Source organism: Streptomyces lacaronensis, assembly GCF_047337785.1.
GTDB classification, from domain to species: Bacteria; Actinomycetota; Actinomycetes; order Streptomycetales; family Streptomycetaceae; genus Streptomyces; species Streptomyces lycopersici.
Genome location: NZ_JBLHDK010000003.1, coordinates 7,786,157 through 7,806,929 on the forward strand (window position 1 = coordinate 7,786,157; position 20,773 = coordinate 7,806,929).

The 20,773-nt window shown below is 71.8% G+C and carries 11 protein-coding genes; 8 read left to right on the forward strand and 3 right to left on the reverse strand.

Going from position 1 to position 20,773, the window contains the following annotated elements; translation table 11 throughout:
- Positions 1–97 precede the first annotated feature (97 nt).
- Positions 98–1,567 carry an MFS transporter gene (locus tag ACMTAK_RS33320; RefSeq protein ID WP_413809587.1) on the reverse strand — a complete coding sequence of 490 codons (1,470 nt, stop codon included), beginning with the start codon at positions 1,565–1,567 and terminating at the stop codon, positions 98–100.
- Positions 1,568–1,668: 101 nt separating this feature from the next.
- Here ACMTAK_RS33320 and ACMTAK_RS33325 point away from each other — a divergent pair, with 101 nt between their 5' ends.
- Positions 1,669–2,619 carry a helix-turn-helix transcriptional regulator gene (locus tag ACMTAK_RS33325; RefSeq protein ID WP_413809588.1) on the forward strand — a complete coding sequence of 317 codons (951 nt, stop codon included), beginning with the start codon at positions 1,669–1,671 and terminating at the stop codon, positions 2,617–2,619.
- An 809-nt stretch (positions 2,620–3,428) separates the two neighbouring features.
- On the opposite strand, the gene ACMTAK_RS33330 is transcribed toward ACMTAK_RS33325, so the two are convergent.
- On the reverse strand, positions 3,429–4,919 hold the full coding sequence (locus ACMTAK_RS33330; RefSeq protein WP_413809589.1) for an MFS transporter: 1,491 nt from the start codon (positions 4,917–4,919) through the stop codon (positions 3,429–3,431).
- A gap of 153 nt (positions 4,920–5,072) precedes the next feature.
- On the opposite strand from ACMTAK_RS33330, the gene dusB reads away from it, so the two are divergent.
- From dusB to ACMTAK_RS33365, 7 genes are all read left to right on the forward strand, one after another.
- Entirely contained in the window at positions 5,073–6,305 is a 1,233-nt protein-coding gene (gene dusB, locus ACMTAK_RS33335) for a tRNA dihydrouridine synthase DusB (protein ID WP_413809590.1), read from the forward strand.
- Between the two features lie 149 nt (positions 6,306–6,454).
- A complete protein-coding gene (locus tag ACMTAK_RS33340) occupies positions 6,455–7,705 on the forward strand; it encodes a lipase family protein (RefSeq protein WP_413809591.1) in 1,251 nt (416 codons plus the stop codon).
- Complete coding sequence (locus ACMTAK_RS33345; protein ID WP_413809592.1) at positions 7,702–9,927, forward strand: VMAP-C domain-containing protein; 2,226 nt, start codon at positions 7,702–7,704, stop codon at positions 9,925–9,927. The genes ACMTAK_RS33340 and ACMTAK_RS33345 overlap by 4 nt, the downstream gene beginning before the upstream one ends.
- Positions 9,928–9,942: 15 nt before the next feature.
- Positions 9,943–10,905: an AAA family ATPase gene (locus ACMTAK_RS33350; protein WP_413809593.1), complete on the forward strand. Its 963-nt coding sequence runs from the start codon at positions 9,943–9,945 to the stop codon at positions 10,903–10,905.
- Positions 10,902–14,405 carry an SAV_2336 N-terminal domain-related protein gene (locus ACMTAK_RS33355; protein WP_413809594.1) on the forward strand — a complete coding sequence of 1,168 codons (3,504 nt, stop codon included), beginning with the start codon at positions 10,902–10,904 and terminating at the stop codon, positions 14,403–14,405. Before ACMTAK_RS33350 ends, ACMTAK_RS33355 begins: the two co-directional genes overlap by 4 nt.
- 558 nt (positions 14,406–14,963) lie before the next feature.
- Positions 14,964–17,690 carry a pyruvate, phosphate dikinase gene (ppdK, locus tag ACMTAK_RS33360; RefSeq protein ID WP_413809595.1) on the forward strand — a complete coding sequence of 909 codons (2,727 nt, stop codon included), beginning with the start codon at positions 14,964–14,966 and terminating at the stop codon, positions 17,688–17,690.
- Positions 17,691–18,122: 432 nt separating this feature from the next.
- Positions 18,123–19,232 (forward strand): ArsR/SmtB family transcription factor, encoded by a 1,110-nt coding sequence (locus ACMTAK_RS33365; RefSeq protein WP_413809596.1) that lies wholly within the window; start codon positions 18,123–18,125, stop codon positions 19,230–19,232.
- Here the strand turns inward: ACMTAK_RS33365 and ACMTAK_RS33370 are convergent.
- Entirely contained in the window at positions 19,218–20,744 is a 1,527-nt protein-coding gene (locus tag ACMTAK_RS33370; protein ID WP_413809597.1) for an APC family permease, read from the reverse strand. The two genes, ACMTAK_RS33365 and ACMTAK_RS33370, sit on opposite strands and share 15 nt — an antisense overlap.
- Positions 20,745–20,773 lie beyond the last annotated feature (29 nt).

Sequence of the window (20,773 nt, forward strand, 5' to 3'; positions counted from 1 at the left end):
CAATATCTGTCATCGCCTACCAGTCACCCCGTCCGGTTGTTCCACTTGTTCCGCGACCCGTTCCGCGACCCGTCCGCGACCTGTTCCGGCGAGCTCCTTACGACACCTTGCGCGGCAGTCGCAGGCTCATCAGCAGGGTCAGCGCGATCGCCCCCAGCTGGGCCGCGAGCGTGATGACCAGCGCGTCGCCCATGCCCGCCGACGACCCCAGGGACAGAAAGAGCGTGCCGAGCGTCGCCACGCCCAGCGCCAGCGCCGACTGCTGGGTGGTGACCATCACGCCGCTCCCCACCCCGGCCCGCTCGTTCGGCACATCGGCCAGCACGATCCGGATCAGCACCGGAAGCTGCAACCCCTGCCCGAACCCGGCCAGCGCGACCCCCGGCAGCCGCCCGGCCAGCGACAGATCCGGCCAGTCCCGCCATACGGCCAGCATCAGCAGCGCGATGCCCGCCGCCTGGATCAGCCCGCCCGCGGTCACCACACGGCTGCCGTACCGGCCCACCAGACGCGGCCCCATCAGCGAGGCCACGAAGAACGTCGTGGCCATCGGCGCCAGCGCCAGCCCGGCCTCCACCGGCCCGTACCGCAGCCCCTGCTGGAGCGCGACCGCGATGACGAACATGAAGCCGCCGAAGCCGATCGAGAACGGCACCACCATCGCCAGTCCGCGCCGCAGCCCGGGCAGGGCGAACAGGCTCGGCGGCAGCAGCGGCGTCCTGCCCGCCCGGTCCGCGCGTCGCTCCACGACGTAGAACGCGGCGGCCACGAACGGGAACGCGCCCAGCCCCAGCCAGGTCCACAGCGGCCAGCCCGCCGCCCGTCCCTCGGTCAGCGGCACCATCAGCGTGATCAGAGACAGCGCCAGCAGCACCGTGCCCGGCACGTCCACCGGCGCGGGCCGGTTGGAGCGGGTCTCGGGGACCGTACGGACCGCGAGAACCAGGCCGATCAGCGCGACCGGCACATTGACCAGGAAGACCGCGCGCCACCCGGTGCCCGCGATGTCCGCGGCCACCAGCACACCGCCCAGGATCTGCCCCGCGACCATGGACAGACCGGCCGTCGCGCCGTACATGCTGAGCGCGCGGGCGCGGCGCGAACCGCTGGTCGAGGAGTGGATCGTGGCCAGCACCTGCGGCAGCATCAGCGCGGCCGAGGCGCCCTGCGCCACCCGTGCGCCCACCAGGCTCCACGCGTCCGGCGCGAGCCCGCAGGCCAGCGAGGTCAGCCCGAAGGCCGCCATCCCGGCGAGGAAGAGCCGGCGCCGCCCGAAGGTGTCGCCCAGCCGCCCGCCGAGGACCAGCAGCACCGCGTACGCCACGCCGTATCCGGCGACGATCAGCTCCAGTACGGCCGGACCGGCGTGGAGGTCGTGGTCCATGGTGGGCAGGGCCACATTGACGATGAAGAAGTCGATCAGCGGCAGCGCCGCGCCCAGCAGCACGGTGAACAGCCCGAGGGGGCTCAGCGCGGGTCCGGAGGAGGTGCGGGTCCGCCCAGGGGTCTTCCTCGCGCCTGGGGCGGCGGTTCTCGTTCGTATCGTGGATATCTGCGTTTCGGTCACGCCTACGAAGATTCCTCGTCGCTCAGGCTGGTACCAGAGTGTCTTTATCCTGGTACAAGAACTACCTGGCAACCGGCTGAGCCCTCGGGCACCCTGGAGCCATGACCACGATGGTGCGGGACGCGACAACCGGAGCCACGGCCGAGAGCAGGAGTGTCGGCGCCGGATCAGAGCGCTCGGAGGCGAGCGACCCGAGAAGAGGCGAGCTGGCCGCGTTCCTTCGCAGCCGGCGGGAGCGGATCACGCCCGAGCAGGTGGGGCTGCCCCGGGGCCGCCGCCGGCGCACCCCCGGGCTGCGCCGCGAGGAGGTCGCGCAGCTCTCGGCCGTCGGCGTGACCTGGTACACCTGGCTGGAGCAGGCCCGCGACATCCACGTCTCGGCGCAGGTCCTCGACGCCATCGCCCGTGCGCTGCTCCTGGACCGCAGCGAGCGCGCCCATCTGTTCGCCCTCGCGGGGGCCATCGACCCGACCCCGGCGAGCGAGTGCACGGGCATCCCGCAGTCACTGCAGCTCATGCTGGAGCGGCTCGAGCCGTTCCCCGCCTGCGTCCAGAACAGCCGCTTCGACCTGCTCGCCTACAACCGCAGCTACCGGCTGCTGATGTGCGACCTGGACCGGGTGGCGCCGGAGGACCGCAACTGCCTGTGGCTGGCCTTCACCAACGACGAGTGGCGTTCCAGCCTGGTGGACCGGGACGAGACGATCCGGCTGATGGCGGCCAAGTTCCGCGCCGTCATGGCCGAGCATGTGGCCGAGCCCGCCTGGAAGGCGATCGTGAAGCGGCTGGAGGAGGCCTCGCCGGAGTTCCGGGAGATCTGGGCCCGGCATGAGGTGATCCGGCCCGGCGACAAGATCAAGGTCTACCGTCAGTCGAAGGTGGGCATCCTCCGGCTGGCCTCCACCAGCCTGTGGACCGGCCCCCAGCAGGGCTCCAAGCTGCTCACGTACACCCCGGCGGACGTGGAGACGCAGGAGCGGCTGGAGCGGCTGCATGCGCTGGCGCTCGCGGAAGAGGCCACGACGGGGGAGGCGGCCCCGGCGACGGTCTGATCCGCCGGGGCCGGGGGCGGCCTCGTTGCGCATCGCGCCTTACGGTGCGTCCGGCGGGGCGGATCTTTCCCCTCCCCGCCCCTTCCCGAAACCAGGGGCTCCGCCCCCGGCCCCCCGTTCTCCGGGGCTCCGCCCCTGGCCCCCGTTGGCTGGGGCTCCGCCCCTCGGACCCTCGTTTCCTGGGGCTCCGCCCCTCGGGCTCCCCGTGACCAGGGGCTCGGCCCCTGGCCCCCTGTTTCCTGGGGCTCGGCCTCTGGGCCCCTGTTTCCTGGGGCTCGGCCTCTGGGCCCCTGTTTCCTGGGGCTCGGCCTCTGGGCCCCTGTTTCCTGGGGCTCGGCCTCTGGGCCCCTGTTTCCTGGGGCTCGGCCTCTGGGCCCCTGTTTCCTGGGGCTCGGCCTCTGGGCCCCTGTTTCCTGGGGCTCGGCCCCTCGGGCCCCCGTTTCCTGGGGCTCCGCCCCTCGGATCCCCCCTTTCCTGGGGCTCGGCCCCTGGGCCCCCGTTGGCTGGGGCTCGGCCCGTGGACCCCCGTTGCCAGGGCTCCGCCCCCAGACCTCCTGCATCCCGGGGCTCCGTCCGCCCCTGGGCTCCGGGGGGCGGGGCGTCGCCGGGAACGGCCGTGCCGGTGGGGCGGTTGCGGTCGGTGTCGACGGGGGGCCGGGTGGGCGCCTTCGCGCATTCGGGTCGTCTGCCGGGGTCTGGGGCGGAGACCCACCACGCGGCGGAGCCGCATATCGATGCTGCGGGAAGGGGCGGGGAGGGGAACAGCCCGCCGCAGGCGGCACGGTCCGGCGGATGCCCCCTCGCGCCCACTACGCCTTCGCGTTCGCCGACGTCTGCCCCGTCGGCGCCCCCTCCTCGAACAGCGCCGCCGCGTGCCGCGTCGTCTTCTCGGCCCAGTGGCCCGTGGTCACCAGCCCCAGCAGCAGGATGACGGCACCGCACGCGGCGATGATCCACCACGCGGGGCGGGCCGCGTCCACGAACGACGCGGCGGCCGCGGGGGAGGCGGCGTGTCCCATCCCGCCCGCCGCCGCCGACGCGGCGCCCGCCGCCAGCACCGCGCCGATGACCGCGACGCCGAGCGACTGGCCCACCTGTCGGCTGGTGGAGGCGACGGCCGCGGCCACCCCGGCCTGGGTGCGGGGCATCCCGGAGACCGCCGTATTGGTGATGGGCGCGTTGACCATGCCGAAGCCGAGGCCGAACAGCACATAGCCGATCAGCAGCCCCGCATCGCTGGCCTGGGCGTCGAAGACGGCGAACAGGACCCCGCTGGCCGTTATGGCCACCCCGGCCACCAGCATCGACGGCCGTGGCCCGCGGGCGCCCACCAGCCGCCCGGACAGCGGCGCGCAGACGAAGCACATGAACGCCATGGGCAGCATCCACAGCCCGGCGTGCAGCGCGTTGAGCCCGCGCACGTCCTGGAGGTAGAGCGTGTTCATGAAGAGGTAGCCGCCGAGCGCCGCGAAGGCGCACACCGCGACGACCGTCGCCCCGCTGAACGGCACGCTGTGGAAGAACCGCACATCGATCAGCGGCTCCTCACGCCGCCGCTCGTAGCGGATCAGCGTGAGCAGTCCCACGGCGGCGATCCCCGCGCAGGTCGCGATCAGCGGCGAGTCCCAGCCGCGGTCCGGCGCCTCGATGATCGCGTAGGTGAGGGTGCCCAGCACCGCGATGACCAGCAGCTGGCCGATGGGGTCGGCCCGGCGCGGCTTGGGGGCACGCGACTCGGGGACGTAACGGGCGGTGAGGAGCAGCGCCGCGAGCCCGACCGGAAGGTTTATCCAGAAGATCGAGCGCCAGCCGATGGACTCCACCAGCAGTCCGCCCACGATCGGCCCGGCCGCCATGCTGATGCCGACGACCCCGCCCCAGGCCCCGATGGCGCGGGCCCGCTCCCTGGGCTCGGTGAAGACGTTGGTGATGATCGACATGGCGACGGGGTTGAGCATCGAACCGCCGATCGCCTGCACCATGCGGAAGATCACCAGCGCTTCCAGATTGGGCGCGAGGCTGCACAGCCCCGATCCGAGGGTGAAGATCACCAGCCCGGTCTGGAAGGTGCGCTTGCGTCCCACCCGGTCGGCCGTCGACCCCGAGAGCATCAGCAGGGCGGCGAGGACCAGGGTGTAGGCGTCGATCGTCCACTGCATTCCCGAGACGGAGGCGTGCAGATCACTCCGAATCGAGGGCAGCGCGACATTGAGGACCGTGTTGTCGAGACTGACGAGCAGCAGGCTCATGCAGCAAATCGCCAGCACAAGCATGCGCCGCCGATGGCTGAGCTCACGCATGGTTGAACGCTACATCGATACCGTCGGTGTGGCGGTCATCACCGCCCTGTCGATCCCTCTCGCGGGTGCGGGACACGTTCCCTCCCGCGGGTGCGGGACAATGAGAGATCGGCCCCGCCCTGCCACCGTAGTACGCACGAGGAAGCTGATCCCATGACGCAATCGCCGCAGACGCCGCACACGGAGCGGACGCAGCTGCGGATCGGACCCCATACGGTCCAGCCGCCGGTCGTCCTGGCACCGATGGCCGGGATCACCAACGCTCCGTTCCGCACCCTGTGCAGGGAGTTCTCGGGTGGCAAGGGGCTGTTCGTCAGCGAGATGATCACTACCCGGGCGCTGGTGGAGCGGGACGCCAAGACGATGCGGCTGATCCACTTCGACGGCACCGAGAAGCCGCGCTCCATCCAGCTGTACGGGGTGGATCCGGTGACCGTCGGCAAGGCCGTCCAGATGATCGTGGACGAGGAGCTCGCCGACCACATCGACCTCAACTTCGGCTGCCCGGTGCCCAAGGTGACCCGTAAGGGCGGCGGTTCGGCGCTCCCGTACAAGCGGCATCTGCTGCGCTCGATCCTGCGCGAGGCCGTGACCGCGGCGGGCCAGCTGCCGGTGACCATGAAGATGCGCAAGGGCATCGACGACGACCACATCACCTATCTCGACGCGGGCCGGATCGCCGTCGAGGAGGGCGTGACCGCGATCGCCCTGCACGGCCGCACCGCGGCCCAGCACTACGGCGGCACCGCCGACTGGGAGGCGATCGCCCGGCTGAAGGAGGCCGTCCCCGAGATCCCGGTGCTGGGCAACGGCGACATCTGGTCCGCCGACGACGCGGTCCGGATGATGCGCGAGACGGGCTGTGACGGCGTGGTCGTGGGGCGCGGCTGCCTGGGGCGGCCGTGGCTCTTCGGCGACCTGGTGGCCGCGTTCGAGCCGGGCGGCGGGACGTCGGTGTCCGGCCCCGGGACGTCGGTGTCCGGCCCCGGCGCGTCGGTGTCCGGCCCCGGCGCGTCGGGGTACGCGCGGCCGACGCTCAAGGAGGTCGCGGCCGTGATGCGCCGCCACGCCGAGCTGCTCGCCGAGTGGCTGGAGGACGAGGAGCGCGGCGTGATCGACTTCCGTAAGCATGTCGCCTGGTACACCAAGGGCTTCTCGGTGGGCTCGGAGATGCGCAAGCGGCTGGCGATCACCTCGTCCCTCGCCGAGCTGGACGCCCTGCTGGCCGAGCTGGACCTGGACCAGGAGTGGCCCCCCGGCGCGGACGGCCCGCGCGGCCGCACCTCCGGCCGCAACCGCGTGGTGCTGCCCGACGGCTGGCTGGACGACCCGTACGACCGCGCGGGCGTCGGCGCGGACGCGGAGCTGGACACCTCGGGCGGCTGAGCCCGGTAGACCGGGGCGTAAGGCGGGTAGGGGCCGTAAGCCGGGTGGACCGGGCGCGAGCCCGGTAGTCCGGGGGTCACACGGGGTCATCACCGGTTAAAGTGATGGGCTCGTGGTCGCGGTGGGATCTGGACGATCTGGGGGGATCGGTGACAAGCGTCGTCTTCGTCCACGGCACGGGGGTCCGGGCCAAGTCGTACGAGAAGAGCCTCGCGCGGGTCGTGAGCGGCCTGGGACGGGTGAGAGCCGATATCCGGGTCGCCCGCTGTTTCTGGGGCGAGGAGCACGGAGCCTCACTGGGGCTCGGCGGGGCGTCGCTCCCGGTGCGCACGAAGAACCGCGGCGTCGGCGCTGACGGCGCGCTGGACGAGGACGATCCGCTGGCCGTATGGGCGCTGCTGGAGGTCGATCCGCTCGCGGAGCTGCGGGAGTTCGCGCAGGCGGCGCACGACGACGGCGAGGAGGCGGGCTTCGCGCCCGGCCGTGTCGACCCCTGGGAGACCGTCGCCGACAAGGTGCGCGGCCTGACGCTGGAGCCGGTGGCACCCGAGGCGCGGGAGTCCGGTGGCAGCCTGCCGCGGCTGATCGCGGATCTCGCGCCGCATCTCGACGAGGCCGCCGGCCGCGTGGCCGACGAGATCTCCGGCAGTCTGGGCGGCACCTCGCCCGCCGACGGCATCGAGCCCATCGCGGCCCGCGCCGTGTACGCCCTGGCCGTCCGGCGCGCCGAGGGCCCGTACGGCGACGACGAGCCGCTCGCGGTGGACGGCGCCGACCGCGACACCGTCGTCGGCGCGCTCAGCGATCAGCTGGGCGGCACCGACCGGGGAGGATTCGTCGCCGGTGCCGCGAAGGGCGTCGCCGTACGGGCGTTCAACGCCTACGTTTCGCCGTTCTCCTGGCTGGCCCAGGCCCAGCGGGGCCGGATCACCACCAAGTCCGTCCCGGCCAGTGGCGACATCCTCCGCTACCAGGTGCGCGGCGCCGGGGTGCGCGCCGCGATCCGGGCGGCGGTGCGCGACGCGGTCGAATCGGGGAACGGCCCGGTGGTGCTGCTCGCCCACAGCCTCGGCGGTATCGCCTGTGTCGATCTGCTCGCCGAGCCCGATCCGCCCGCCGGGGTGGAGCTGCTGGTGACGGTCGGCTCCCAGGCGCCGTTCCTCTACGAGCTGGACGCGCTGACCGCGCTGCGCCGCGACGAACGGCTGCCCGGCGCCTTCCCCCGCTGGATCAACGTCTACGACGAGCGGGATCTGCTCGGCTTCGTCGGGGAGAAGGTCTTCCCCGGCCGGGTCACCGATCTGCGCGTCGACACCCGCCAGCCCTTCCCGCGCGCCCACACCTCGTACTTCGCCCACCAGCGGCTGTACGACCTGCTGGCCCCGGAGCTGCCGAAGTGACAGCGGTCGAGCACGACTGGCGCCGCACCCACGCCGTGATCGTGGCGGTCGAGCAGTACAGCGGCAGCGACGGCTGGACCCTCGACGGTCCGGTGAACGACGCGCTCGCGATGCGGGCCTGGCTGACCGGGCTGGGCGTGCCGGCGGAGAACATCCGTCTGCTGGCCTCGCCCACGGAGGGGAACAAGGCCGCCGTGGAAGCGGCGGACCGCGACTACCGCCCGGCGAACGGCCACATCATCCGTAAGGTCTTCATGGAGGAGCTGAGCTCCCTCGACGCGGACCGGCTGTGGATCTACTGGGCGGGGCACGGCGTACAGGCCCCGGGAGGCCGATGGAGCCTGCTGTACCCGGAGACGCGGGACCGGGACATGGTGGGTCTCGACGCGCTGAACCTGATGACGCTGCTGCGCACCGAGCATCTGCCGAAGCGGGGCGTGGACCGGGTCACCGTGATCATCGACGCCTGCTGGCAGGCCCTTCCCCTCCGCACCCACCTGATGGTCGCCAAACCGGACGAGCTCACCACGAAGCCGGAGATCAACAACGCCCGCGAGATCTACTGGATGCGCGCCTGCCAGCCCGGGGCGGTGTCCAAGAACCAGCAGGGCGCGGGCCTGTTCACCTCCGTGCTGTTACGGCAGCTCGAAGCGGCCTCCGCCGGCGGCGTGGCGCCGGACCTCGACCGGGTGTGGCAGGGGGTCCAGGACGAGTTCGAGCGGCTGGGCCGGGAAGAGGGCCTGCGGCAGTTCCCGACCGTGCACATCAGCAGGGGGGACCGGAACGGCGAGGACATCCCGCTCGGCCCGCCCCGATCGCCGCTGGACGAGCAGCAGCGGCGGGAGCGCGGCAAGCTGATCCACGCGATCGGCGCGCTGCTGGGGGCGCATCCCGGCCGCGCGGCGGAGGCCGTCGTCGGGCTCTGCGAGCAGTTCACCACCGACCCGCCCACCACGACGCCTCCCTCGGCCGAGGAGCTGGTCGACTGGGCGCTGGAGAACCCGCACGGCACCGTCACCCTTCTCGCGGAGCTCAGCGCGCGGGCCCCGGTCCGCACGGAGATCCGCAAGGCGTGCCATGTGCTCCAGAGCCAGTGGCTGACCCGCGCGGAGTACACGGAGCTGGCCGGGCTGCTGGAGCGGCTGGGGCAGCGGGGGCGGTGCGACCTCGCGGAGGAGGCCCGGGCGCTGTTCGGCCTGGCCGATCTGCCGTTCCACGATCCGGCCCGGCTCGCCGACGCGCTGGAGGAGCTGCTGCCCAAGCCGGACCGGCTTCCCCAGCTGCTCAGGGTCGTGGAGCGCTTCGCGGCCGTCGACGACGGTCCGGTCGCCGCCGATCTGCGTGCCTGGTCGCTGCGGTGCGCCGAACGGCTGGGGCTGAAGGGCCAGCTGATGGAGCGGCGCGGCGAGGCCATGGAGTACGCCGAGGCCGTCAAGGCGGCCGGGCTCGCCCAGGACCAGGGGGCACCTCCCAGCGGTAGCCGGGGGAGTGTCCAGATCCGGCTCCACCCGTCCACCGGGCCCGGACAGCGGCGTGCGTACGAGGTGTGGACGCGGCGCGGCGAGGACGTCCACGCCCTGGCCAAGGTGGACACCCCGGCCTCACTGGACGAGATACGGGGCGGCCTCGAAGCCCTGCTGAGCGCCCAGACCTACGCCCCGGACACCCTGGTGGAGTTCTTCGTCTCCGCCACCGACCTCGAACTGGCCGTGCACCAATGGCAGTTCGCCCAGCCCGTCAAGCGCCATCTGGGCACGGACTATCCGGTCGTCATGCGCTGCACCGATTTCCGCGAACCCCAGCGGCACGATCTGTGGAAGCGCCGCTGGAACCGGGTCGGCACCGCCGGGACCCAGGAGCTGCGCTGGCTGCCGGGCCATATGGACTGCGGTGAGGTGTACCGCGTCGTCCAGCAGTCCATGGACACACCGGGCGCGCTGACGACCACCCCCTCACGGGCCCGTGCGGACCTCTTCAACGCCTGTCTGTTCGGCGGAGTGCCCGTCCTCATATGGCACGGCGATGCGGAACCGTCCATAGCGGAGGACGAGATACGCGAACTGCTCGGCGATGAGCGGCCCCTGCGCTCCCTTCCCCAGCGGCTGCGTGAGCTCCGGTCCGACAGCGACCCCTACAAGAGCCACCACGGCAGCCATATGGCCCTCCTGTGGGACGATCCGCACCGCCCGCTCCCCGACCAACTCGACCTGTCCGCACCCTGAGGAGAGACGAAGAAGATGGCACAGGACTGGAGGCTCTTCCAGGGCGGCGACACCCGGCCCCACAAGGTGGAGACCTGGCCCCCCGCCCCGCCGTGGCGGCGCTTCGGCGATGACGCGCGGCGCCGGGACAAGAAGCGGCCGCTGCCGTACCTGATCTCCGACGAGGACCGCGACGTCGTCAACATGGCGCTGCATCTGCACCGCCCGCTGCTGGTCACCGGCCGTCCCGGCACCGGCAAGTCGACCCTGGCCCACGCCATCGCCCGCGAGCTGATGCTGGGCGAGGTGCTGCACTGGCCGGTCAACAGCCGCTCCACGCTCACCGAGGGCCTCTACTCGTACGACGCTGTCGGCAGGCTGCGCGAAGCCTCCCTCAAGCGGCGCGCCGACGAGAGTGCCGGGACCGAGCCGGACATCGGCGACTATCTGCGGCTCGGCCCGCTCGGCACCGCGCTGCTGCCGGCCAAGAAGCCGCGGGTGCTGCTCGTGGACGAGCTCGACAAGGGCGATGTCGACCTGCCCAATGACCTCCTTACGGTCTTCGAGGAGGGCGAGTTCGAGATTCCGGAGCTGGCCCGCCTGGGGGAGGGGAAGAGGGTCCAGGTGCAGTACGCCGGCTCCCGGGAGAAGGCCGGGATCACCAGCGGCTGGGTCAGCTGCTCCGTCTTCCCCGTCGTCGTCATCACCAGCAACGGCGAGCGCGAGTTCCCCCCGGCGTTTCTGCGCCGCTGCGTCCGGCTCGACCTCAAGCAGCCCGACGAGGCGCAGCTCCAGCGAATCGTCACCATGCATCTGGGCGAGGAGGTCGGCGCGCGGGCCCAGGAGCTGATCGCGGACTTCGTGTCCCGGCGCAGCGAGCGGGAGCTGGCCACCGACCAGCTGCTCAACGCGGTCCGGCTGCGGTCCTCCGGGGTGCGGGTCGACCAGGACGTCCTCGACAAGCTGTTCCGCTCGCTGAACGAAGTCGACGCGCAATGATCGAGCGGCTGTGCGCCCTGCTGGAGGACGCGGGGGTCGAGCTCTCCGAGGTGGAGCTGCGCGACGTCCTGTGGTTCGCCGCCACCACCGCCCCGGCGCGGGGCGAAGGGGACGGCGAGGAACCGCCGCCGTCCAGGCGTTCCGCCGCTCCCCCCTCCGGCGCGGCCGACGGCGAGGACGAGGCGAAGGGCGCCCAGCGACAGCCCCCCGGGGCACTCACCCCCGGCGAACCCGAGCCAGGACCCCTCGTCCCCGCAGGGCTCTACGCCCCCGGCGCCGCGCGCCCCGCCGCGGCCCGCCCGGCCCGAGCCATCGGCGTCCGGGGCGTCCGGGCGCTCCCCGGGACGCGCCGGCTCTCCCGCGCGCTGCGGCCGCTGCGGCGCAGTGTGCCGTCCCGTACGTCCTTCCGCGTCGACGAGACCGCCACCGCCGAGTGGATCGCCGAGACCGGTCTGCCGGACGTGGTGCTGCGCCCCCGCCCGGAGCGCTGGCTGAGCGTCGCGCTCATCGTGGACGACGGCCCGTCGATGGTGCTGTGGCAGCAGCTCGCCGCCGAGGTGCGCGCACTGCTGGAGCGGCAGGGCGCCTTCCACTCCGTACGCACCTACGGCCTGGACAGCTCCCACGAGGACCGACCGGTGCTCAGGGCGCGCCCGTACGCCCCCGGCGCCCCGCGCCGCACCGCCCGCCAGCTCACCGACACCTCCGGCCGCACCGTGATGCTGGTCCTCTCGGACGGGGTGGGCCCGGGGTGGCGCGGCGGCGCGATTCCGCGGCTGCTGCGCCGCTGGGCCCGCCACTCACCGGTGGCGGTGCTCCAGCCGCTGCCCGCGCGGATGTGGCCCGAGCGCGGTATGCCCACCCAGCGGCTGCTGGTCGACGCGGGCGGCCGCGAGGGCGCGCCCGGCCGCGCGCTGACGGTGCGCCATCCGGTGCTGCCGCGCGGCCTGGTGTCGTACGACGGCACCCCGGTGCCCGTGCTGGAGCTGGCCGAGGGCGAGCTGGGCAGATGGGCGGCGCTCACCGGTACGGGTGGCGGCGGCGAGCCGCTGCCGGTGATGCTGCTGGACGGCGCCGAGAAGCCGGTGGCCGCGCGGGCCACGGCCCAGGTCCCCGAGCCGACGGCCGGGGAGCGGCTGCGTCGCTTCCGCGCCGCCTCGCCCGAGGCCCAGCGCCTGGCCGGGGCGCTGGCCACGGTCCATCCGCTGACCCTGCCGGTGATGCGGCTGATCCACCAGTCGGGCGCGGGCCGTGGGGAGCGCTTCCACCCGGCGCAGCTGGCCGAGGTGTTCCTGGGCGGGCTGCTGCGCAGACGGGAGGGGAGCGCGGAGGAGTACGAGTTCCACCCCGGCGTCGCGGATCTGCTGCTGGACGCGGTCCGGACGTCGGACGCGCTGGAGACGGCGGCGCAGGTCACCGAGTTCCTGCTGCACCGCCAGGGCAGCGGCCCCGAGTTCCGCGCCAGGCTCTCCGGCGACCACGGGGACTCCCGCGTCGCCGAGGAGGCCCGCCCGTTCGCGGCGGCGTCACCGGAGCTGCTGTCGCGGCTGGGGCTGGTGGAGGACGCGGCGGAGGAGGAGCCGCCGCCGCGGCCGAAGGCGCCGGAACGGCAGCCGGTGGTACCTGCCGCCGCCTTCCCACCGCGCTCCTACACCTCCGAGCGCGTCCAGCCGCCGGTGATGGCGGTTGTGCGGCGGATCGCGGCGGATGACGGGTTGCCGAAGTCGGTGCGTGACCACGTCGAGAACATGCTGGACGAAGCCGATGAGCGGAGCGAGGAAACCGGCTGGCAGGGGGTGCGGCGCCTGCCCGACGTGGCCGAGCAGCTCATCGACGCCGGGTGGCGGGAACATGTGGACGAACTGCGGGAGACGGCCCGGGAGCAGATCGAGGGGCTCAGATCCCTGGACGACCTCGAATCCCGCAATCTCCGTGGGCATCTGGCGCTCACGCTGAACTATCTCGGAGAGCACGACGAGGCGGAGCGCGAGCTGCGCGAGGTGGTCGCGATCTCGGGGAGGGTGCACGGCGTCGAACACGACTACACGCTCTTCGCCCGCGGCTACCTCGTCGAGCTGCTGAGCGACGCCGAGCGGACCGAGGCGGCGGAGGAGGAGTGCCGCACCCTGATCGAGGCATGGGAGCGGCGGGAGGGTGACGACGACCGGAAGCACGCCGAGGCCAAGCACCTGAGGCGTGGGCGCCTGTTGTTGGACCTCGGGCGAGTGGAGGAGGCCGAGGAGGAATTCCGTATCTCGGTGTCCAGGGCGCGGGAACTGTACGGGCTCACCAGCTTCGACACCGTCAACGCACGTGCCTGGCTGTCCACCGCGCTGCGGCGGCTGAAGCGATTCGACGAGGCGGAGGCCGAGATGCGGGCGGCGGCGGACGAGTGCGCCGCGTCGGCGGAGTCGGAGGTGGACCCGCCCCTGATGACGGCGCTCTTCACGCTCGGCGACATCCTGGACCTCAGACAGCGCAACGAAGAGGCGGAGGCGCTGTGGCACGACCTGGTCCACAGGACGTCGGAGGGCCTCAGCCCCGGCCACTGGCGGGTGCGCCGGGCGCGTCGCAACCGCGTCAACTGCCTGCGCGCCCTGGGGCGGTACGAGGAGGCGGAGTCCGAGGCCGACGCGCTGGTGGCGGAGTCGTTCGCCGCCGTCGGGGAGCGGCACGACGAGTCGCTGACCGCACTGCGGATGCGCGCGTTGGTCCTGGACGACCAGGGGCGGCACGACGAGGCGCTGGCGGCTTGCCGTGACCTTCTGGAACGGCAGACCGCCGTGCTCGGGGGCGAGCATCACAACACCCTCAACACCCGGCACCAGCTGGCGGCCAGCCTGGGGAGGGCCGGACGACATGAGGAGGCGCTGGCGGAGTACACCGAGGTGCTCCAAGGCCGCATCCGCGTCTCGGGGCCGGACGCCCAGGCGACGCTGGTGGCGCGATACAGCCGTGCCGGGGCCCTGACGCGCGTCGAGCGCGTGGAGGAGGCCGAGCGGGAGTACCGGCTGACCATGGAGGGGGAGGCCCGGGTGCTGGGTCCTGACGACCCGAGCGCGCTGCTGACCCTCTTCCAACTCGCCGCCCTGCTGCGCGATCAGGAGCGCTACGAGGAGTCCGAATCCTTGTTCCGCCGAGTGGTCGAGGGGCGCACCCGGTCCGTGGGGGCCGTGGCCAAGGAGACGCTGGCGGCCCGGCACAGCCTGGGCAATGTGCTCAACAAGCGGGGCCGGTTCGCCGAGGCCGAGACGGAGATCCGGGAGACGCTCGCGGCCCGGCAGCGCGTCCTCGGGCCGGAGAACGTCAACACTCTCTGGACCCGCCACAACCTCGGCACCACCCTCAAGGGCCTCGGCCGCCTCGACGAGGCGGAGGCCGAATGGCGGGCCGTGCTCGAGGTCTGCGAGCGCGTCCTGAGCGATGAGCACAACTGCACCGTGAAGACCCGCGAGGCCCTCGCCGGGCTGCGGGAGCCCGGGGACGACCAGGCGTCCTGAAATATGGCGCGATTCGTTCGCGGGAAGCGGCGGGCCCCGGTCCTCTGATGCGGAGGGGGCCGTATCAGGGGACCCGCGGAGGAGCCGCCCCTCGCCATCCGCGGAGGTGGTCGGCCACCCCTCCCGGCGTGTCGCTCATCTGAGCGTGGCCCCTCTCGTTGTATCCAAAAGGCGAGACAATGGGCCGTGACAAGGCGTGATTCTCGCCACTCTGATCGGGTCATCGCTCAGATGAGCGGCGCCCGAGGGGTGAACCGGCGGCATTCCGCTGTGCTCACCTCTCCAATGCGTGGCACTCAGTGCCACCCACTTGATGTTCGACACCTCGAACCATCGGTTACGTATAGTGAAATTCCAAGCGTCCATCACGGGCGGAGGGTGGGTGTGCGTTCGAGGCTTTAAGGCATCTCGTAGGAGTCTCGTTCGGGCGCCGCACTTTCGAACACGTGGCAGGCGGGTGGTTACAGCCGTATGACGGTGGAGTGGACCTGCTCAGGGGCCTTTGATCTGGGTACGCTCCCCGCCGTCAGGGCAGCCGAGCCGAGGAGATCGAGTCCCGTGCCGGAAACACAAGATCAGCAGAAGTTCGTTTACGACTTCACCGAGGGCAACAAGGATCTCAAGGACCTGCTCGGCGGGAAGGGGGCCAACCTCGCCGAGATGACCAATCTCGGTCTCCCCGTGCCACCGGGCTTCACCATCACCACCGAGGCCTGCAAGGTCTACCTGGACAGCGGCGCGGAGCCCCCGGCCCTGCGCGACGAGGTGAGTGCGCACCTCGACGCCCTCGAAGCGAAGATGGGCAAGAAGCTCGGCCAGGCGGACGACCCCCTCCTCGTATCCGTACGGTCCGGCGCCAAGTTCTCGATGCCCGGGATGATGGACACCGTCCTCAACATCGGCCTTTCGGACCAGTCCGTGGCCGGGCTTGCCGCGCAGGCGGGTGACGACCGGTTCGCCTGGGACTCCTACCGGCGCCTCATCCAGATGTTCGGCAAGACCGTGCTCGGCGTGGACGGCGACCTCTTCGAGGAGGCCATCGAGCAGGCCAAGCGCGCCAAGGGTGTCACCGTCGACGTGGACCTCGACGCCGCCGACCTCAAGAAGCTGGTCGGCGAGTTCAAGGAGATCGTCGCCAAGGAGACCGGCCGGGGCTTCCCGCAGGAGCCGCGCGAGCAGATGGACCTCGCCGTACGAGCCGTGTTCGACTCCTGGAACGGCGACCGTGCCAAGCTCTACCGCCGCCAGGAGCGCATCCCCCACGACCTCGGCACCGCGGTCAACATCTGCTCCATGGTCTTCGGCAACCTCGGCCCCGACTCGGGCACCGGCGTCGCCTTCACCCGCGACCCGGCCAGCGGCCACCAGGGCGTCTACGGCGACTACCTCCAGAACGCCCAGGGCGAGGACGTGGTCGCGGGCATCCGCAACACCGTGCCCCTCGCCGAACTCGAGCAGATCGACCAGCGGTCCTACGACCAGCTGATGCAGATCATGGAAACCCTCGAGACGCACTACAAGGATCTGTGCGACATCGAGTTCACCATCGAGCGCGGCAAGCTGTGGATGCTCCAGACCCGCGTCGGCAAGCGCACCGCCGGGGCCGCCTTCCGGATCGCCACCCAACTGGTGGACCAGGGGCTGATCGACGAGCCCGAGGCGCTGCGCCGGGTCAACGGGGCGCAGCTCGCGCAGCTGATGTTCCCGCGCTTCGACCACGAGGTGGCCTCCGGCGACACCGTGCAGAAGATCGGCCGGGGCATCGCCGCGTCCCCGGGCGCCGCCGTCGGCAAGGCCGTCTTCGACTCGTACACCGCCGTCAAATGGTCGCGCTCGGGCGAGAAGGTCATCCTCATCCGCCGCGAGACCAACCCCGACGACCTCGACGGCATGATCGCCGCGGAGGGCATTCTGACCTCGCGCGGCGGCAAGACCTCACACGCCGCCGTCGTCGCCCGCGGCATGGGCAAGACCTGTGTGTGCGGCGCCGAGGAGCTCGAAGTCGACACCAAGCGGCGCCGGATGACGGTGCCCGGCCGGGACGGCAAGGACGGGATCGTGATCGAGGAGGGCGACGTCGTCTCGATCGACGGCTCCTCCGGCAAGGTCTACCTCGGCGAGGTCCCGGTCGTGCCCTCGCCGGTCGTGGAGTACTTCGAGGGCCGGATGCACGCGGGCGCCGACGACGCCGACGAGCTGGTGGGCGCGGTGCACCGGATCATGGCGTACGCGGACCGAGTACGCAGGCTGCGCGTACGGGCCAACGCGGACAACGCCGAGGACGCCGCCCGCGCCCGCCGGTTCGGCGCCCAGGGCATCGGGCTGTGCCGCACCGAGCACATGTTCCTCGGCGAGCGCCGGGAGATGGTCGAGCGGCTGATCCTCGCCCACACCGACGAGGAGCGGGACACGGCGCTCGACGGGCTGCTGCCCCTCCAGAAGAACGACTTCGTCGAGCTCTTCGAGGCGATGGACGGGCTGCCGGTCACCGTCCGGCTGCTCGACCCGCCGCTGCATGAGTTCCTGCCCGACATCACCGAGCTGTCGGTGCGCGTCGCGCTCGCCGAGTCCCGCAAGGACCACAACGAGAACGATCTGCGGCTGCTCCAGGCCGTACACCGGCTCCATGAGCAGAACCCGATGCTGGGCCTGCGCGGGGTGCGGCTGGGCCTGGTCATCCCCGGCCTGTTCGCCATGCAGGTACGGGCGATCGCCGAGGCCGCCGCCGAGCGCCGCAACGCCAAGGGCGACCCGCGGGCCGAGATCATGATTCCGCTGGTCGGCACGGTCCAGGAGCTGGAGATCGTCCGTGAGGAGGCCGAGCGGGTCATCGCGGAGGTCGAGCAGGCACGGGGCGTGGACCTCAAGCTCACCCTCGGCACCATGATCGAGCTGCCGCGCGCCGCGCTGACCGCCGCTCAGATCGCCGAATCCGCCGACTTCTTCTCCTTCGGCACCAACGACCTCACCCAGACCGTCTGGGGCTTCTCCCGGGACGACGTCGAGGCCAGCTTCTTCACCGCCTACCTGGAGAAGGGCATCTTCGGCGTCAGCCCGTTCGAGACCATCGACAAGGACGGCGTCGGCTCCCTCGTCCGCGACGCCGCCCAGGCGGGCCGCGCCACCCGCCCCGACCTCAAGCTGGGGGTCTGCGGTGAGCACGGCGGCGACCCGGAGTCCGTCCACTTCTTCCACGAGGTGGGCCTGGACTACGTCTCCTGCTCCCCGTTCCGCATTCCCGTGGCCCGCCTGGAGGCCGGCCGGGCGGCGGCCAACGGCCGGTGAGAGCCGGTAGGAGCCGGTAAGGCCACCGGAGTCGGCGCCGGGAACACCCACCCTCACCCCCGGCATCGGCTCCGGATCTCAAAGGGGGCGGCACCTTGTGCGGAGGTGCCGCCCCCTCTCACTCCCCCCACGGGAGCTGTTGCCGCGCGCATCGGCTACGTGCGGCAACACAAGTGCCCAGTCGCCGTAACGTACTCGTCACCCCCCACGGGAACGAGCAAACTGGCTCTGAGCACCGCCTGTTGAATTCCGGACGGCCCTCGGGAGTTTTTCCCGGTGGCCCCCGGTTTTCCTGGAGAACAGCTTTCCTCTTCCGGGCTCCGCGCCGCTCCCCGTTTCACATCTGGCTAAAAGGGCGTGGTGACTGACCGTGCCAGCGTGCATACTCATCGGTGATCGGGGGGCGATCGCAATGTCACGTGTGGGGGTCTGGTGCTCCGTGTTCATTTCAGTGAACTCGATCTGGCCCGGCTGCGGATGGCGGTCCGCCCGGACGCGCTCTGGGAAACCGTTTTAAGTTTCCATCGGCTGCGGGAGAACCGGGCCGAGACCGTATACGGGAAATGGCGTTCCGAGGCGCGAAACCGACTCAACGGCGAAGCGCGGCTGCTTGCGCCGCTCATTCCGTCGCGCGGCTATTTCCCGGACTTCCTGACACCCGCCGAAGGGGTAATCGGTTGCGATGCCGCGATGTCCGCGCTGCGCGCCGTCTCGGGTGAGCGCTTGCACACGGAACTGGCCGGGCTTCCGGCGGCCCGGGCGCTCCCGGGGTGGATACGGGATCTGGCGCAGGGCGAGCGAAGATCGCTGGACCGCCTGATCAGCACGCTGCGCGCCTACCACCAGGCCGCCGTCGCCCCGTACTGGCCGCATATCCAGGCCCGGATCGAGGCCGACCGGGTGGCCCGGGGCCGTGCCCTGCTGGACGGGGGCGCCGATGGGTTGCTGGCCTCGCTGCCGCCGACGATGCGGTGGCGGGCGCCCGTGCTGGAGGTCGACTATCCGGTGGACCGCGATCTGTGGCTGCGGGGGCGGGGGTTGCTGCTGTTGCCGTCGTTCTTCTGCCGGGGGACGCCGGTGACCTTCCGGAACCCGGATCTGACGCCCGTTCTGGTCTACCCCGTCGAACACGCCCGGTGCGGTCTGATACCCCGCCCCGAGCAGCGGTCCGCCGTCGCGTCCGGGTCCGGGGCCCGGTCCGAGGCCGGGGCCCGGTCCGGGTCCGGGGCCGCTCAGACGCTCGGCAAGCTGGTCGGGCAGACCCGCTCCGCGGTGCTGCTGGAGGTCGGCGGCGGCTGTACGACCAGTGAACTCGCCCGCCGGGTGGGCGTATCGCTGGCCTCGGCCAGTCAGCACGCCAGTGTGCTGCGGGAGGCGGGCCTGGTGCACACCCTGCGCCAGGGCAGCGCCGTCCTCCACACGCTGACCCCGCTGGGGGCGGCGCTGCTGCGGGGCGGGGCGCCGGGGGAGCGCGTCTTCGGGGTACCGGCGGCGCTGCCGCCGGTCGCCACGAGCGGACGGGGGCCGTCAGGGCGCGGATGAGGTTTTCCGGCCCTCGGCCATGTCGTGGTCCTCAGCAGTCCCCGGCGTGGCCCCGGTGGCCAGTTCGCCGGTGGCCACCTTGCTGTGCCGACGGCCCCAGCAGAGGTAGATCAGCAGTCCGGCGGCCATCCAGCCCACGAACCGGGCCCAGGTGATCAGCGGCAGATTCCCCACCAGCAGCAGACACAGCAGCACCGCGACGGCGGGGACGACCGGCACCCACGGGGTGCGGAACCCCCGCCGCAGACCCGGCCGGGAGCGGCGCAGGTACACCACTCCGACGCAGACGACGATGAAGGAGGTCAGCATGCCGATGTTGCCCAGCTCGGCGAGGTCCCCGATGGGCAGCACCGCCGTCATGAACGCGACCAGCAGCCCCAGGGTCCAGGTGATCCGGCGCGGGCTGCGGGTCACCGGGTGGACATGGGAGAACCACTCGGGCAGCAGCCGGTCGCGGCTCATCGCGAGGAACACCCGGCTCTGCCCCAGCAGCATGATCATCACGACCGTGGTCAGCCCGCAGATCGCGCCGATGCCCACGATCCGCACCGCCCAGTCCGCGCCCGCCGCCTTCAGGGCGCCGGTGATGGGGGCCGCGTTGTCCAGCTTGGAGTAGTGCTGCATCCCGGTCACGGTCAGCGCGACGGCCACGTAGAGCACGGCGCAGACGGCCACGGTGGACAGCAGCGCGATGGGCAGGGTGCGCTGCGGCCGCTTGGCCTCCTCGGCGTTGCTGGCCATGATGTCGAAGCCGGAGTACGCGCCGAAGACGATCGCGCCGCCGGTGAGGATCCCGGCCATGCCGAACGTGGCGTCCGCGCCCAGCCCGGCCCAGCCCAGCAGCGGCTGCTCCCACATGTCGCCGTCGCCGCCGACCGGTTGGGACGCCGGGATGAACGGCGACCAGTTGGCCGCGTCCACATGCGTCACCCCGATCGCGAGGAAGAGGACGATGGCCACGAGCTTCACCACCGTCATCACCGTGTTGATCCGGGAGGTGGTGCGCACCCCGGAGGCCAGGATGGCGGTGAGCACCAGGATGACCAGCACGGCCGGGACGTTGACGGCCGCGTCCGGGCCGGAGACGGAGGCCGGGATGTGGACCCCGAACGTGGCCAGGAAGTCGGTGACGTACTGCGACCAGCCACTGGCCACCGCGCCCGCGCCCATCGTCATGTCGAGGATGAGGTCCCAGCCGATCAGCCAGGCCACCAGCTCCCCGAGCGAGACATACGCGAAGGTGTAGGCGCTGCCCGCCACCGGGACGGTGCTGGCGAACTCCATATAGCACAGCGCCACCAGGGCGGTGGCGACCGCGCCGATGGTGTAGGAGAGCGCGATGCTCGGTCCGGCGTAGTTCGCGGCCGCGGTGCCGGTCAGTACGAAGATGCCCGCGCCGATGGTGACGCCGATGCCCATGAGGGTCAGCTGGAGCGGGCCCAGGGCGCGGGCCAGCCGGGTCTCCGGGTTCGCCGCGTCCTCGATGGTGGCTTCGATGGATTTGTTGCGCATGGCGGTGGTCACTCCTTCGCTGGCCCGTG

What these genes read in the sequence shown, in the direction of transcription:
- ACMTAK_RS33325 (WP_413809588.1), top strand. Translation starts at nt 1,669, where the DNA reads ATGACCACGATGGTGCGGGACGCGACAACCGGAGCCACGGCCGAGAGC.
- ACMTAK_RS33330 (WP_413809589.1), bottom strand. Translation starts at nt 4,919, where the DNA reads ATGCGTGAGCTCAGCCATCGGCGGCGCATGCTTGTGCTGGCGATTTGC.
- dusB (WP_413809590.1), top strand. Translation starts at nt 5,073, where the DNA reads ATGACGCAATCGCCGCAGACGCCGCACACGGAGCGGACGCAGCTGCGG.
- ACMTAK_RS33350 (WP_413809593.1), top strand. Translation starts at nt 9,943, where the DNA reads ATGGCACAGGACTGGAGGCTCTTCCAGGGCGGCGACACCCGGCCCCAC.
- ACMTAK_RS33355 (WP_413809594.1), top strand. Translation starts at nt 10,902, where the DNA reads ATGATCGAGCGGCTGTGCGCCCTGCTGGAGGACGCGGGGGTCGAGCTC.
- ACMTAK_RS33370 (WP_413809597.1), bottom strand. Translation starts at nt 20,744, where the DNA reads ATGCGCAACAAATCCATCGAAGCCACCATCGAGGACGCGGCGAACCCG.